Annotated in this window: 13 protein-coding genes; 7 read left to right on the forward strand and 6 right to left on the reverse strand. The window is 70.8% G+C overall.

Going from position 1 to position 13,759, the window contains the following annotated elements:
• Window positions 1-369: 369 nt before the first annotated feature.
• The 3 genes from ABD156_RS15605 to ABD156_RS15615 form a co-directional block, all read right to left on the reverse strand.
• The gene (locus tag ABD156_RS15605; protein WP_344272884.1) at window positions 370-2,274 is read right to left on the reverse strand and encodes a LodA/GoxA family CTQ-dependent oxidase; all 1,905 of its coding nucleotides are present in this window, start codon (window positions 2,272-2,274) and stop codon (window positions 370-372) included.
• Window positions 2,267-3,487: a ferritin-like domain-containing protein gene (locus tag ABD156_RS15610; RefSeq protein WP_344272887.1), complete on the reverse strand. Its 1,221-nt coding sequence runs from the start codon at window positions 3,485-3,487 to the stop codon at window positions 2,267-2,269. The genes ABD156_RS15605 and ABD156_RS15610 overlap by 8 nt, the downstream gene beginning before the upstream one ends.
• Window positions 3,488-3,772: 285 nt before the next feature.
• A complete protein-coding gene (locus ABD156_RS15615) occupies window positions 3,773-4,255 on the reverse strand; it encodes an Lrp/AsnC family transcriptional regulator (RefSeq protein ID WP_344272890.1) in 483 nt (160 codons plus the stop codon).
• Between the two features lie 61 nt (window positions 4,256-4,316).
• Here ABD156_RS15615 and ABD156_RS15620 point away from each other — a divergent pair, with 61 nt between their 5' ends.
• Window positions 4,317-5,336 carry a Glu/Leu/Phe/Val dehydrogenase dimerization domain-containing protein gene (locus tag ABD156_RS15620; RefSeq protein WP_344272893.1) on the forward strand — a complete coding sequence of 340 codons (1,020 nt, stop codon included), beginning with the start codon at window positions 4,317-4,319 and terminating at the stop codon, window positions 5,334-5,336.
• Between the two features lie 51 nt (window positions 5,337-5,387).
• Here ABD156_RS15620 and ABD156_RS15625 read toward each other — a convergent pair whose 3' ends face one another.
• Window positions 5,388-5,543 carry a hypothetical protein gene (locus ABD156_RS15625; protein ID WP_344272896.1) on the reverse strand — a complete coding sequence of 52 codons (156 nt, stop codon included), beginning with the start codon at window positions 5,541-5,543 and terminating at the stop codon, window positions 5,388-5,390.
• A 333-nt stretch (window positions 5,544-5,876) separates the two neighbouring features.
• Here ABD156_RS15625 and ABD156_RS15630 point away from each other — a divergent pair, with 333 nt between their 5' ends.
• Both ABD156_RS15630 and ABD156_RS15635 read left to right on the forward strand, forming a co-directional pair.
• A complete protein-coding gene (locus ABD156_RS15630; RefSeq protein ID WP_344272899.1) occupies window positions 5,877-6,254 on the forward strand; it encodes an STAS domain-containing protein in 378 nt (125 codons plus the stop codon).
• A gap of 122 nt (window positions 6,255-6,376) precedes the next feature.
• A complete protein-coding gene (locus ABD156_RS15635) occupies window positions 6,377-7,339 on the forward strand; it encodes a TIGR03557 family F420-dependent LLM class oxidoreductase (RefSeq protein WP_344272903.1) in 963 nt (320 codons plus the stop codon).
• Between the two features lie 61 nt (window positions 7,340-7,400).
• Here ABD156_RS15635 and ABD156_RS15640 read toward each other — a convergent pair whose 3' ends face one another.
• Window positions 7,401-8,492 carry an Rv2629 family ribosome hibernation factor gene (locus ABD156_RS15640; protein WP_344272906.1) on the reverse strand — a complete coding sequence of 364 codons (1,092 nt, stop codon included), beginning with the start codon at window positions 8,490-8,492 and terminating at the stop codon, window positions 7,401-7,403.
• A gap of 27 nt (window positions 8,493-8,519) precedes the next feature.
• Complete coding sequence (locus ABD156_RS15645; RefSeq protein WP_344272910.1) at window positions 8,520-9,812, reverse strand: NAD(P)/FAD-dependent oxidoreductase; 1,293 nt, start codon at window positions 9,810-9,812, stop codon at window positions 8,520-8,522.
• A gap of 115 nt (window positions 9,813-9,927) precedes the next feature.
• Here ABD156_RS15645 and ABD156_RS15650 point away from each other — a divergent pair, with 115 nt between their 5' ends.
• The 4 genes from ABD156_RS15650 to ABD156_RS15665 all read left to right on the forward strand — a co-directional run bounded on the left by ABD156_RS15650 (window position 9,928) and on the right by ABD156_RS15665 (window position 13,324).
• Entirely contained in the window at window positions 9,928-10,389 is a 462-nt protein-coding gene (locus ABD156_RS15650; RefSeq protein WP_344272912.1) for an SRPBCC family protein, read from the forward strand.
• Between the two features lie 138 nt (window positions 10,390-10,527).
• A complete protein-coding gene (locus tag ABD156_RS15655; RefSeq protein ID WP_344272915.1) occupies window positions 10,528-11,034 on the forward strand; it encodes a type 1 glutamine amidotransferase domain-containing protein in 507 nt (168 codons plus the stop codon).
• Between the two features lie 673 nt (window positions 11,035-11,707).
• Window positions 11,708-12,112 carry an STAS domain-containing protein gene (locus tag ABD156_RS15660; protein WP_344272918.1) on the forward strand — a complete coding sequence of 135 codons (405 nt, stop codon included), beginning with the start codon at window positions 11,708-11,710 and terminating at the stop codon, window positions 12,110-12,112.
• Window positions 12,113-12,286: 174 nt separating this feature from the next.
• Window positions 12,287-13,324 carry a GAF and ANTAR domain-containing protein gene (locus tag ABD156_RS15665; RefSeq protein WP_344272921.1) on the forward strand — a complete coding sequence of 346 codons (1,038 nt, stop codon included), beginning with the start codon at window positions 12,287-12,289 and terminating at the stop codon, window positions 13,322-13,324.
• Window positions 13,325-13,759 lie beyond the last annotated feature (435 nt).

The following is a 13,759-nucleotide window of genomic DNA, read 5'->3' on the forward strand; positions in this document are numbered from 1 at the left end:
CACGCAGGGGGCGCGGTCGCGGCAGCGGCGGACTCGGGGGAACGCCGTTGGGCGAGCGGCTGAGCTTCCGCGGAGGCGGATCCATCGGCAGGGGGCTCGGTGGTGGCAGCGGCGGGCTCGCGGGACCCCCGGCGAGCAAGCGGCTGGCCTGCCACACCGGCGGATCCACAGGCAAGGGCCTCGGCCGCGGCACGAGCGAAGCCATTCCCACCGCCGACCGCAGCCCGCGAAGAACCGAGACGAACCGCCTCGCCCGTCAAGGAGGAACCGTCCGGGTCGATCAGCACGACCTCGCACCCTGCGCGCCGCAGGGCGATTGCCGTGCTCGACCCGGCCGGTCCTGCTCCCAGCACCGCCACCTTGAGGACCCTAGGCATGCGGCTGGTTGTGGTCGTCGAGGACGTACCCCGGCCGGGGCAGTGTCCGCCGTACTTCGATGTATTGCGGTTCCGGCGGCTGGGTGTCGTCGGCAGGCCGGAGGCGGGTGTTGCGGGCGACGAAGCCGAGTTCGTGCCAATGCTGGGCCATGCCGAGGTTGTCGGCGAAAGCCACGTAGCCCTTCACCGTCTGGTCGCGGACCGTGCCTACCCAGCTGACGTGGTTCCAGTCGGCCGGGCCGGGCTTGTCGCGGCGGGCGTAGACGAACATCGGGCGGTGGGCCGGCCACCACCAGAGGTAGTGGTCGTCGACCTTCAGGACCGAGCAGGTGTTGAAATCTCCTTGCCACGGAACGGAAAGGTACTTCGTGACGTCGCCGGGTTCGAGTCCGCGCGCGGGGTCGGCGATCAGGCTCAGCTGTCCTGCTTCGACCGGCAGGTGCGGGACCGGGCGGAGCCGAAACGGCGCCGAGTAGACCGCGGGGACGCGCGAGAGCCACGACATCTCGATTCCGGGCGCGAAGGGCGGGCCGCAGCAGTTGCCGAGTGCGGCTTCGGTCAGGTGGTGGCCCGGCCGGCGTTCCGCCGCGGAGCCGGGGTTCGGGGGCTGGTCGGCTGTCAGGAAGTTCCCGTCGGCCCACTGGCTCAGCAGGAAGTACTGGGTCGCGGTGAGGGAGTGGAACTTCGCGGTCAGCTGGCTGTCGCTGGCGGCGTCTTCCCCGACGATGTAGGGCATCATCCGGTAGCCGGTTTTGGCCGAGGCGAGCGTGTTGGGCGTGGTGGGCGGGCGCAGGACCTCGAAAAGCCGCCGGCGGATCTGGTCGTAGCGCGGGTCTTTGGCGCCGAGCCGGGCCAGGTCGAAGGTGTGCACCTTGGGCGGGACCGCCACCACCCACGGGAGCACGGCCGCCCGGCGCAGGATCGGTTCGATTTCCGTCGGGTAGTGCGGCTGGTAGGTCTCCTGCCACTGGCCGTTGTCGTAGAGGTCCGGGCGCAGGCCGGCGAACCGGACGGCCATGTCGAAGATCGTGTCGTACAGGGTGACCAGGTTGACGATCTCCGGCGCGTAGGCGGGCGGGGCGACGATCGCCCACGCCTTGTCGTCCAGGCTGATCTCCTGGTCCGGGCCGAGCACGGCGCCGTGCTGGTCGAGCACGCGCACGACGATCGTCGCGGACACCGGGCCGTCGGAGACGTCGTCCCACCAGCCGTCGTTGTTGTCGTCGTCGGGGATGCTGGGCTCGGCGGCGGTGGAGTAGGAGATTCCGGATCCGCCGAGCAGGAGCAGGCTGCCGTCGGGCCGGACCGCGATCCGGCCGAGCGTGGTGATCCGCTGCCTCGCCGGATCCGGGCTGTCCGGCGGGAACGTGCTCCGGCCGCGGCCGTCGTTCCGGTCGAACTCGCCGATCCTGGTCCCGCGGCCGCTCACCGTGCGCGGGCCGGGGTCGATGATGAGCTTCTTGCGCGCCTCGCCCTGGACGTCCTCGTTGCGCAGCGGGTGCCCGGCCGGATAGCCGGTCTCGCCGATCCGGTCCTGGATTTGGTACCAGGACGGCTTTTTGTTCGCGAGATGCGCCGTCCAGACGATGTCGACGATCGTCGCGGTGCTGCCGTCGGACAGCGGCAGCCGGGTCCCGGTCGCGAGCGGTTCCCGGCGGTCGGCGGCATAGAGGGCGAAGGTCGCGGCCTGTTTGCGGAGGCGGCCGTGCCGGTCCCGGAAGCCGGCCGGTTCGAAGGGCAGATCGCCCTCGCTTTCGCGGGGCAGCCGGCCGATCCCGTCCGGCGGCAGGTAGTAGTCCTCGGTGCTGTCGCCCGGACCGGTGTTGCCGAGCCGCGCGACGCCGATCGCCGGGAAGATCGAGACCGTGCGGGCGAGCTGCGCCAACGCTTCAGACATGGCTGGCCTCCGTGCTCGTCTCGGGCCGGTTCTCCTGGATCCGGCGCAGGGTGGCGGCGAGCGTCGCCGATCCGCCGGCGGCCAGATCCGCGACGAGTCGGTCGAGTTCCTGCGGTTTCCGACGGTCTTTCACCGGCAGATAACGGAAAGCCGGTCCGGCGGTCGGATCGTCGGCGGTGTGGCTTTCGGCGGCGATCGGGGTCCGCATCAGCTGCGTGGCGAGCGACGGAAGGGTCACCCGCATCGCGGGGACGACGCTGGTAAAGAAGAGATCCCGGTCACCGCGCAGCGCTTTCTGCAGATCGTCGACCATCGCGCTGTAGGCGTGGTCGAACAGGTCGCTGAGCGCGGCCGCCGTCTGGTTTTCGTACTTGGCCTTGGCCGGATTGGCGATCATCGGATACGTCGGGGGCAGCGGGACAGTGCCGTCGGCGATCGCCTTGAACTTGAAGTAGTGCGACATTTCCAGCGGCGTGCCCAATACCGGTCCGTAGGTGCCGTCGGCGCGCGGGCCGTAGTACTCGTACTGGCCCCACGGCTCGCGAACGCGGTATTTCGGATCGTCCAGTTCGCCGCTGAGGTCGGCGCCCTCGCCCTGTTCGACGATCTCGTTGACCGCTTTCTTCGCGGACTCGAGATCCTTCACGAGGACGACCGTTCCGCCGCTGTTGCCGAAGTTCCACTGGTCGCTTTGCCGGGAGACGTCGTAGGCGCGCCCGGGCGTGCGGTCGTATTCCTCGAGTTTCTTCAGGATCGCCGAGTACAGCTGGCCGATGGTCGAGAAATCCTCCTCCTGCGCGACCGCGTCCGGCTGGGCCGGCTGTTCGATCCGCATGAAGGTGCTGCGGAACAGCTCCGGCGACGCCGCCATGAGCTGCAGATACGGCCCGCCGTCCTCCGCGTCCTCGGAAAGATGGGTGGGATAGCTCGGCGGAAATGGAGGCGCGGCTCCTGGCTCGGCGACCAGGGTCGGTGTGCCGCCGACTGCATTGAGCAGGTTCGCGGCCAGATTCAGATGGAGCATTTCCTCGAGCGCGACCCCGCGCACGAATTGGTAGGCCGGGGAAGCTTTGTCTTTGATCGAGTACATCGCGGTGAGATAGGGCGGAATGGTGGCGAACTCCACTCGCAGCGCGATGTCCAGAAGCTCGTGCAGTGTCTTGCGGTGGGGCTGGGACGGAATGAGATAGCGATGCACGGCGACAGCGGTCATGCCGACTCCCTCGGAAACTCGATTGCGCCAGTGGCTGTTCCGGGCAATTTCGCGCGACGGCGACCCCCTGCCCGTGCTGGCGACACTAGCAGCGGCCGGATCGGCCACCCAGCGTCCGAACGGGCGCACTTCGGCATGAGGAAACAGGTAAAGAATCGCACGCGACCTAATGGTCAGGGAAGCTCTAAGGTGTTCTTATCGGGAAAGCAGTTCCGCGAGGTGGGTATCTTTTGGCGGGGCGGATTAATTGGTCTTTACGAAATGTTGGCGACCGGCGACGCCCGGTCACTGCTCCCCGGCGAGGTTTTCGATCGCCCGCTTGCGGCTGTGGTCGAACACGATCGAACTGCGGAACTGCACGACTTCCTTGCGGCTGCTGAGATCCTCGACGAGGAACGTGTGCAGCCGGGCGACGTCCGGGACCGCGACGTGCAGCAGGAAATCGTCGCCGCCGGCGAGGACGAAGACGGCCATCACCTCCGGCATCGCGAGCGCGTCGCGGCGGAAACGGTCGATGACCGGCCGGCTGAGCGGACGGATCTGGGCGAACACCATGGCCTGCACCGACCTGCCCAGCGCGGGCAGGTCGACCTCGGCGTGGAATCCGGTCAGCACGCGGCGGGCCTGCAGCCTGCCGATGCGCTCGGAACAGGTGGACGCGGCGACGCCGACGCGTTCGGCGAGGTCGCGCATCGGGATCCGGGCGTCCTGCTGGAGTTCGTGGACGATGAGGCTGTCGATCCGATCCAGGTTCGGAAGTTCGGGCATTTTCCGAACATATCACTGTCTACGGGCTAGCAAGGGCGACGGAAGGGGCAGGCTTGCGGCCGTGAACCGAACAGAGAGTTTCGAAGGGGAAGTACTGCGGGTTGTTCGCGGCACCCGCTCGGGGGTCCCGATCGCCGTCGCGATTCATTCGACGGAGCGGGGGCCCGCGATCGGCGGGTGCCGGATCAAGCCGTATCCGTCGTGGCGGGACGGGGTGGACGACGCGCTGCGGTTGTCGGCGGCGATGACGATGAAGTGCGCCCTGGCCGGACTTCCTTACGGGGGCGGCAAAACTGTCGCGGTGCTGCCCGCGGAGGGAGCGCGGCGGCGCGACCTGATCGCCGACATCGCCGAGGCGATTTCCGCGCTGGGCGGGCGATATCGCACGGGGCCGGACATCGGGTCGACATCCGAGGACATGGCGGAGATCCACCGCCTCGCGCACGGCTGGGCGTTCTGCCGTCCGGAGGCGCAAGGCGGCAGCGGGACGTCGAGCGCGGCCACCGCGCGGGGAGTCTTGGCGGCGCTTCGGGCCGGGGTCGCGCCGGGTTCGGTCGCGGGGTCGCGGGTGGGCGTGATCGGGTTCGGGAGCGTCGGGCGGCTCGTCTGCGAATCGCTGCTCGCCCAGGGCGCGGACGTCGTCGTGACGGACGTCGACGGCGAACTCCGCCCGGTGGCGGAACAACTCGGGGCGAGCTGGACGACGGCGGATCTGGTGCGGGAGCGGCTGGACGTTCTCGTGCCCGCCGCGACGGGCGGACTGCTGACGGCGGAGTCGGCCGCGGCGTGCGGCGCGTCGCTGATCGTGGGTCCGGCGAACAACCAGCTCGTCGCCGACGAGGTCGCGACGGTGTTGCGGGACCGGGGGATCACGTGGATTCCGGATGTCATCGCCAGTGCCGGCGGGATCATCCACGCGGTCGGCCGCGAGGAACTCGGCTGGGACGAGGCGGCGGCGAACGCGAAGGTCGACGCGATCGCGGACACGACGAGCGCGGTGCTGTCGCGCGCCCGCGAACGAGGGTCGACGACGGTGCGGGCCGCGCGGGAACTGGCGGCCCGGCTGACCGGAACGGGCTGAGGCTCCGGGATTCGTCCCGGAGCCTCAGCCGGCGGTTTCCGTTTCCGGCGATCAGTACCAATGGGCGCGGCCGCCGATTCGGCGCCCGGTCCCGCCGAGCACCGCCAGTATCGCGCCGATCACCACGAGGGCGATCCCGATGCTCCACAAAATCTGGATCGAGGCGACGAACCCGATCACGAGCAGAATGACGCCGAGAACAATCACGGGGAGAACCTCGTCTTCCTTCTCTCAGTGGGGAATGAGGCGTGCTCACCGTCGGATACCCTCACTCGGTCGAGTGAAACATGGGATCGGCGGGCAATTCTTCGGGGCCGTGCCCGTTTCCTGATCGCCCGGCGTGAATTTGTCACCGCATTGATCGACGGGAAGGCAAGGGATCAGGCAAACGGCGTAAGGACGAGCGTCGGCGTTAATGCTTCGGCGGAACCGGGCGGAGCGGATCGACCGCCGCTCGCCTGCGTCGTCGCGGAAGGACGGGCATCATGGTGGGGTGCCTCCCGCCTGCCCGGCCGGGCAGGGGCGACCGACGACGGGACCATGACGATGGACGAGCCGACCGATCCCGGCAGCGACCCGGTGCGCGAGTTTCGCGTCGAGCGCGACGACCGTCCTCCGGTCGCGGTGCTGACGGTCTACGGCGAGGTCGACATGGTCACCGCACCATTGCTGACCGCGGCGGTCGAGGAGGCGCTGGCCGCGGCTCCTCCGGTGCTGGTGGTGGATCTCGCCGCGGTGGAGTTCCTGGCCTCGGCCGGGCTGACCGCGCTGGTGACCATGACGCAGGACCGGGCGTCGCGCGCCAGCCTGCGCATCGTCGCGTCCGGCCGGGCGACGGTGCGGCCCATCCAGCTCACCGGCCTCGAGCGGAGCCTCCCGCTGTACCCGACGGTCGAGGCGGCGCTGGCCGGGTCCTGACGCCCGGAGTCTCTTTCGGACAGACGCGACGGGTGAACCGGGCCGGGACAGGGTAACCGGGCGGGGAGAAAGAGGTTCCGGGGCGTACGCGCCCTGCGAAGAGCCCGTCGAACGGGGAGAACATGCGCATCGGCTACACCTTGATGACTGAACAGACCGGGCCGCGCGAGCTGGTCGGCTGCGCGACCGCCGCCGAGGAGGCCGGATTCGATTTCGCGGCCTGCAGCGACCACTATTCGCCGTGGCTGGCCGAACAGGGGCACGCGCCGTACGCGTGGAGCGTGCTCGGCGCGGTGGCCCAGGCGACCGAGCGGATCGAACTCATGACGCTCGTGACCTGCCCGACCATGCGGTACCACCCGGTGGTGGTGGCGCAGAAGGCCGCGACCGTGCAACTGCTGTCCGAGGGCCGGTTCACCCTCGGGCTCGGCTCGGGGGAGAACCTGAACGAGCACGTCGTCGGCCGGGGCTGGCCGTCGGTGTCGGTGCGGCACGACCGGCTCGCCGAGGCGGTGCAGATCATCGGCGGCCTGTTCGACGGCGGCACGTTCACCTATACCGGCCAGCATTATCGCGCCGACGGGGCGAAACTGTGGGACCTGTCGCCGACGCGGGTGCCGCTCGCGATCGCGGTGTCCGGCCCGAAATCGGTGCAGCGCTTCGCGCCGGTGGCCGACGCGATGGTCGCGGTCGAACCGAACGCGGAGCTCTGCACGGAATGGGACCACGCCCGGCTCGGGCCGCCGACACGCAAGATCGGCCAGCTGCCGGTCAGCTGGGACCCGGACCGCGGGGCGGCGATCCGCCGGGCGCACGAACAGTTCCGGTGGTTCGGTTCGGGGTGGCCGGTGAACGCGGAGTTGCCGGGGACGCGAGCGTTCGACGCGGCGACGCAATTCGTGCGTGAGGACGATGTGGCGGCAGGGATCCCGTGCGGTCCGGACGCGGGGCCGATTGTGGACGCGGTGAAGGAGTTCGCGCAGGCGGGGTTCACCGATGTGGCGTTGGTGCAGATCGGCGGTGCGGAGCAGCAGCCGGGGTTCGTGGAGTTCGCGGAGCGGGAGTTGCTGCCCGCGTTGCGCTGAGAGTCCACTGTAGACACGAGCTGGGCCCGGGTGTCGAGGCACCCGGGCCCAGCCATGCGCGTCACGGATGGCGCAGCAGGGCACCGAATCCGTCGGCCAGGTCGAGTCGTTCGTCCATCACCACGACGTCCGCGCCGACTGCCACCGCCGCGTAGGGCAGGGCCTCGTCCGCGCGGCGGCGGGCTGGGTCGTCCGCTCCGAGTGCGTCGAGGCGGGGCCGCGCTACGCCGATCTGGGTCGGTCCCGGGCCGGTGTACACGCTGGCCTCGCCGGAGTCTCCCACCAGTAGCGTCGCCACGTTCGCCTCCGCCAGCGCGGCGGTCACGGCGGACAACCCGCTCACCGCCAGCGCCGATTCGCGTGCGGCTTCGGCGCGGAAGCGTTCGGCGAGGTCGTCCAGTTCGCGCAACCGTTGCCCGGTCAGCAGTTCGTGCACGGCGCGGTCCAGTTCGGACCGATCGGCGCCGGAGGCCCGGCCGCCCGCGTCGACCTCCGCGGCGAGCGAGCGCGCCGGTTCCGGCAGGCGCTCGTGCAGTTCGGTGCGGGCCTGGACTTCGCCGGCCAGGACGATCGCTCGCGGACGCACGCGTTCGGCGGCCTTCGCGACGTGCTCGGCGACTTCCGAGAGATTGCGGTGTGCGGTCTGCTCGGCGTGCGACTGGATGTCGCGGTGCGCCGGGCCGCCGCCGCGGACCTTGTGCACCGGGTGTTCCTGCCCGCGCACGGTTTCGGTCTCGACGCTGCCGTCCGGTCGGTGCACCTCGATGTCGGCGCCGGTCCGGTCGACGAGCACCACCAGATGGGCGGGCGCTTCTTCGAGATGGCTTACCGTCGGCAGGAAGTACGGCAGTGCGGAGTAACGCGCCTCCTGCGCCGGCGGCGGAGCGGCGAGCCGCCGGTCGAGCAGGACGGTGCCGTGCGCGGCGACGATGGTGCGGCCGGCCCGTCCGACCGGCGGAGGGCTTTCCTCCACGGCACGGAGCACTTCGCCGACAGTCGGCCGGTCGGCGCCCTGGCCTTCGAGCGCGGCCTCGATTTCCTTGAGCCGCAACCGCAACTGCTTGGCCGCGTCCTCGGTGTCGTGCGATTCGTCGAAGTGCACCGAGACGAACGGGCCGTCGGTCAGCAGCGCGCGGAGTTCGTGCGTGTCCATTTCTTCCTCCCAACGTTCGGGAAAGCCTCACCGGGTCCGAGGCAGCTCGGGCGACGCGGTGTCCAGCGGGACCGCGCCCGAACGGACGAGCCCCAGCTGCACGGTCTGGCGCCGCCCGATCTTCTGCAGCGCCCAGTCGGCGGCCGTGCGCAGCCGGTTTCCCGGCAGGGACAGCAGGTGATAGCCGCGGGTCACCAGCCGGGCGGGTAGGCCGGCCAGCGGGATGTGCAGCGGGTTCGCCGCGCCCTGGCCCGAGCCGAGGTCGACGGCGAAGCCGAGATCGTGGTGCCGGTACCGGCGACGGCGGCCGACACCGAGCGAAGCGGCGACGTTGTTCCCGGCGAGTTTTCCTTGCCGCTGCGCGTGTTGCGCGGTCATCGGGGTGGTCTCGCCGGGACGGGTCAGATCCGGCACCGCGGCCGCGTCGCCGCAGGCGTACACGTCGTCGCGGCCGGGCACGTTCAGCTCCGGCGTGACGATCAGCCTGCCCTTCACGGTTTCCAGGCCCAGGTCGGAGACCAGCGGATCGGGGCGGACGCCCACGCACCACACGAGCGTATGCGTCGGCACCGCGTCGCCGGTGGTCAGCGTCACGCCTTCGACGTCCGCCCGGTCCACCGACGTCTTCATCCGGACCTCGACGCCGCGTTCGCGCAGCACCCGGTCGGCGGTGGCGCCGAGCCGAGGGTCCAATTCGGGCAGTACGCGGTCGGCGATGTCCAGCAGCAGCCAGCGAATCGGCTGTCCGTCGAGTTCGGGATGACGGCGCGCGAGGGCGGCGGTGAACTCCGGGCCCTGCGCGGCTACCTCGGTGCCGGTGTAACCCGCGCCGACGACGACGAACGTGCACCGGGCGTCGCGTTCGGCCCGGTCGTCGGTCGCGGCGGCCAGCTCGATCTGCCGGGTGACGTGGTCGCGCAGGTACAACGCTTCGGGCAGGCCGCGGAAACCGTGCGCGCATTCGGCGACCCCGGGGATCGGCAGCAGCTTGTTGACGCTGCCCGCCGCGAGGATCAGCCGGTCGTAGCGCAGCTTCCGCTGCTGGTCCTCCGGGTCGGTGAAGGTCACGGTGCGGGCGTCGAAGTCGACCGACTCCGCGGTGCCCAGCACCAGCCGCACGCCGCGCAGAGTGTCCGGAATGGACACCGCGACGTGCCGGGGGTCGACGATCCCGCTGGCCACCTCCGGCAGCAGCGGCAGGTACAGGAAATAGTCGGTCGGGTTCAGCACGACGATCTCGGCGCGGTCGCCGAGGGTGCGCAGCAGTTTCCGCGCGGCGTGGTATCCGGCGAACCCGCCGCCGACGATCACGACTCGCATGGGCGCCTCCTTTCCGCTGAACGGGTACCCGGCGCGCGGCCGGGCAATCGCGCCGGTTTCGCCCCGCCGCGCCCCGGGCACCCGGGGCCGGTACCCGCCCTGCGAGGAGGAGTGGATGAGCAGCACGATCACCGAAATCGTGGACGTCGACGTCCCGGTGTCGACCGCGTACAACCAGTGGACGCAGTTCGAATCGTTCCCCGAGTTCATGGAGGGCGTGGAGGAGATCCGCCAGCTCGACGCGACGCACACGCACTGGGTCACCCGGTTCGGCGGCGTCGGCCGGGAGTTCGACGCGACCATCACCGAGCAGCACCCGGACGAACGGGTCGCGTGGCGCTCGGATTCCGGGCCGGACCACGCCGGGGTGATCACGTTCCACCGGCTGGCCGACACCAAAACGCGGGTCACCGCGCAGATGGAGATCGACCCGGAGGGGCTCGCCGAGAACGCCGCCGACAAGCTCGGGATCCTGGACCGGCGCGTGAAGGGGGACATGCTGCGGTTCAAGCAGTTCATCGAGCAGCGCGGACGCGAAACGGGGTCGTGGCGCGGGGACGTCGAACCTCCGGGCTGACGCGGTTATCCCCGCGGTTCTACGGCGTTTTCCGTCGTGGGACCGCGGGGCTGCCGTGGGACACCGCACAAGCGGCATGGCCCGGCCGGACGGCGGGTAACCGGGCGGCAACGGACGCCGATCAGAAAGGAGACCAACATGGCCCGCGTGGCAGTGCTCGTGGACGAGATGACCGAGGACGACGAATTCCTGGTGCCGTGCGAGCGGTTGCGCGCCGCCGGGCACGAGGCGGTGGTCGTCGGCCTGGAGCGGGGCAAGAAGCTCACTGCCTTGCACGGCACCGAAATCACCACCGACCAAGCCGCGGACGAGGCCGTCGCGGCGGACTTCGACGCGGTCGTGGTGCCCGGCGGGTATTCGCCGGACAAGATCCGCACCAGCGAGCCGATGGTCGCGCTGGTCCGGGAAACGGCCGCCGCGGGCAAGCCGGTGGCGGCGGTGTGCCACGGACCTTGGCTGCTTGCCGAAGCCGGGCTCGCGCGCGGCCGGACCGTCACTTCGTGGCCGTCGCTGCGAACCGACCTGCGCAACGCGGGCGCGGAATGGGTGGACCGCGAGGTCGTGACGGATGACGGCGTCATCACGTCGCGCAATCCCGACGACCTGCCGGCGTTCTGCGACGCGCTGCTCGAGCGGTTGAAGTAAGCGTCAGGACAGCGCGAACCGGATAGCGAAGTGGTTCGGCGTCGCGGGGAGCCGTCCCGGCTGAAGGTCGGCGGCGGTGCCTCGCGGCGCTGAACCAGCTTGCTGCGAGAGCGCGGGCGTCGTGGGCCAGAGCCGGACGGTCGAGAAGGGACTGGAACTGGCGGCGCCGGTCCTCCCGGTTCAGGGTTCGAGGACGCTATTGGCGAGTTTCCGCAGCGTTGGCGCAGGTCGAGCGGCGGCTTCTGAGCGGCGGCCATCGCGCGCGGACGTCGGCCGGGGGCAGATCGGACACGTCCGGGCTCGCGGTCGCGCGGGTGGTCGCGTCCTGTTCGGGTACCCGAGCCGGTTCGGGCGAAACCTGGGCGGCGAGTGCCCGCTCCCGTTCCGGCGGCGCGGCTCGTTCAGTCCATTATGGACTTCAGATAATTACTGGCATGGAACGGTTTCGTCGTTGCGGCCGGGGTGCCCGAGACCGTCCATTGTCCACAGTTCCTCCGGCGAGATCGATGCTTCGGCAAGCGGCGGGCAGTGCGTCGGGCCCCGTGCTGCGGTAGGGTCTTGCCAGGAGCGGTTCAGCCCACGTGCCGTCGCCTGATCCCGTGTGGCCCGTTCCTTCGGGCCCAGGGCCGGGCCGCGAACGCGGGCCCGGTCTCGCATCTGCGAGGAGGGCTCCATGGTGCATGAAACGCTTTCGTGTCTGCCGGGAACGCCGGCGAGAACCCTGATCACCACCACCGCGGGCGAGACTGTCGTCGCGGTCTCCGCCGAACTGGACCTGCGCTCCACCGATCGGCTGCGCGAGGTGCTGGCCGACGAAACGGCGCTGCGCCCGCTCGTATTGATCGTCGACGCCACCGAAGTCACGTTCTGCTCGGTCAGCGGGCTCGAGGTGCTGACCGGCGCCGCACGGGCGGCGGACGCGGCGGGCGTCGCGTTCGCCGTGGTCGCCGCGGGGCGCGCGGTGCTGCGGCCGCTGCGAGTTCTCGGGCTCGACCGGGAGATGCGGGTGGTCGAACGCCTTGCCGACGCCGTCGAAGCAGGCTCCGCCGCGCGGAACCTGGCGGCCGAGGTCGGCTAGCGGTTCCCGGCTCGTCCGGCCCTCCCGGTTTCCGGAGGGGCCGGGCGAAAGCCGTGCCCTCGGGCCGGGTCGCGGCGGCTGTTCCCCAGCACGCGCACCTGGCTTGCGCAGCCCTCGACCCGAGTAAGTTGGCAGGAACGACTGCTGGTGAACCGGGCTGGCGGGGAGGGAAACGTGGAAGCGTCGATCGACTATTCGGCCGTGGTGCGGCTGAGCGGCGACCCGGCCGGATTGCGCGCCGAGGTGGGCGAGGTGCTGGCCGCGGAGCCGCGGATGGTGGTTTTCGAGCTGAGCGAGCTGACCTCGTTCTCGAGCCAGGACCTCGCCGCGCTGCGCAAGACGGCCCGGCCGAGCGAAGCGGTGTTCGCCTGCCGGGAGGGCGGGGTGGCCCGCCGGGTGCTCGAAGAGGAGGGCGTCCCGGTCGCCGATTCCGCGTCCGCGGCGCTGGCCTTCGAGGACGAGTCGCCGCGGCCCTCGGGCGAGCAGTTCCGGACGCTCACCGAGATGCTCCTGGCCGCGCGGACCGTCGGCGAGGTCCTGCAGCTGATCGTGGACGCGACCGCGTCGCTGGTGCCCGCGGCCGAACTGGTGTCGATCACGCTGCGCGCGCCGGACGGGCATTTCCACACCGCCGCCTACACCGACCCGAAGGCCGCTGACCTGGACCGGTTGCAGTACACGCTGGGCGAGGGCCCGTGTCACGACGCCGCGATCCCCGACCGGCCCGAATTCCTCGAAAGCGCCGACCTGCGCAGCGACGAGCAGTGGCCGCGCTGGGCCCCGGCGGTGGCCGAGGCGGGCTGGCGCGCGGTGCTGGCGACGGCGCTGGCCGACGACGCCGTGGCGCGGTTCTCCGGCGCGCTCAACCTCTACTCCCGCACTCCCGGCGGCCTGGCCGACGCCGACCGCGACGTCGTGCTGCTCCTGGCCAGCCACGCGACCCTCGCGGTGGCCGAAACGGACGCGGTGACCCGGAGCGAACTGCACCAGGCGCAGCTGCGGCGCGCGCTGGACAGCCGGGACGTGATCGGCCAGGCGAAGGGCATCATCATGGCCCGCCGGGGCTTGGACGCGGAAGCGGCGTTCGACCTGCTGCGGCGGACTTCGCAGCAGCTGAACGTGAAGCTGGTGCATCTGGCGGGAACGCTCGCAGCTCGGCATGAGGAACTGGACGGGCCGGTGGAGCAGCTGGGGGAGCCGGACCCGGTGTGAGAGCGGCTGGGCTGGCGGGGTTCTGGCCCGGCGATCGAGTGGTGTCTGGGCCGGTGGAGCAGATCGGGGCCGGACGCGGTGTGCGGGACGGCTGGGTTCGCCCAGGGTTCGGGCCTGGCTGTCGGGTGGTTGGCAGGGCGGTGCCTGGGCCGGTGGAGCAGATCGGCGCCGGACCCGGTGTGACGGGCCGCCGAGCTGCCGAGGTTCAGGCCTCCCCGTCGAACGCCCCGGCGCGGAGGAGCCCGGGCGGCCGCGTCCGTGCCGCATCGCGCACCTCGGCCTTGTGCCTGCTGAGCAGCGGGTCACCGAGCCTCCGCCGGAACCGCCGGTGCCGCCCGAACCCCGCTGACCAGCGCGGAAGCCGCCGGACCGGGCAGCGCCCGATTGCCGTGCCAGGCGACCGGGTACCTAGCGGGAAAGCGTCGCGCGCGAACG

The sequence above is a fragment of the Amycolatopsis albidoflavus genome, from assembly GCF_039525725.1.
Taxonomy (GTDB): Bacteria; Actinomycetota; Actinomycetes; order Mycobacteriales; family Pseudonocardiaceae; genus Amycolatopsis; species Amycolatopsis albidoflava.

Excerpts from the sequence above, each read along its gene's own strand:
- ABD156_RS15615 (WP_344272890.1), bottom strand. The coding sequence starts at position 4,255 with ATGCCCGAACTTCCGAACCTGGATCGGATCGACAGCCTCATCGTCCAC.
- ABD156_RS15605 (WP_344272884.1), bottom strand. The coding sequence starts at position 2,274 with ATGTCTGAAGCGTTGGCGCAGCTCGCCCGCACGGTCTCGATCTTCCCG.
- ABD156_RS15645 (WP_344272910.1), bottom strand. The coding sequence starts at position 9,812 with ATGCGAGTCGTGATCGTCGGCGGCGGGTTCGCCGGATACCACGCCGCG.
- ABD156_RS15650 (WP_344272912.1), top strand. The coding sequence starts at position 9,928 with ATGAGCAGCACGATCACCGAAATCGTGGACGTCGACGTCCCGGTGTCG.
- ABD156_RS15610 (WP_344272887.1), bottom strand. The coding sequence starts at position 3,487 with ATGACCGCTGTCGCCGTGCATCGCTATCTCATTCCGTCCCAGCCCCAC.
- ABD156_RS15640 (WP_344272906.1), bottom strand. The coding sequence starts at position 8,492 with ATGGACACGCACGAACTCCGCGCGCTGCTGACCGACGGCCCGTTCGTC.
- ABD156_RS15635 (WP_344272903.1), top strand. The coding sequence starts at position 6,377 with ATGCGCATCGGCTACACCTTGATGACTGAACAGACCGGGCCGCGCGAG.
- ABD156_RS15630 (WP_344272899.1), top strand. The coding sequence starts at position 5,877 with ATGACGATGGACGAGCCGACCGATCCCGGCAGCGACCCGGTGCGCGAG.
- ABD156_RS15655 (WP_344272915.1), top strand. The coding sequence starts at position 10,528 with ATGGCCCGCGTGGCAGTGCTCGTGGACGAGATGACCGAGGACGACGAA.
- ABD156_RS15660 (WP_344272918.1), top strand. The coding sequence starts at position 11,708 with ATGGTGCATGAAACGCTTTCGTGTCTGCCGGGAACGCCGGCGAGAACC.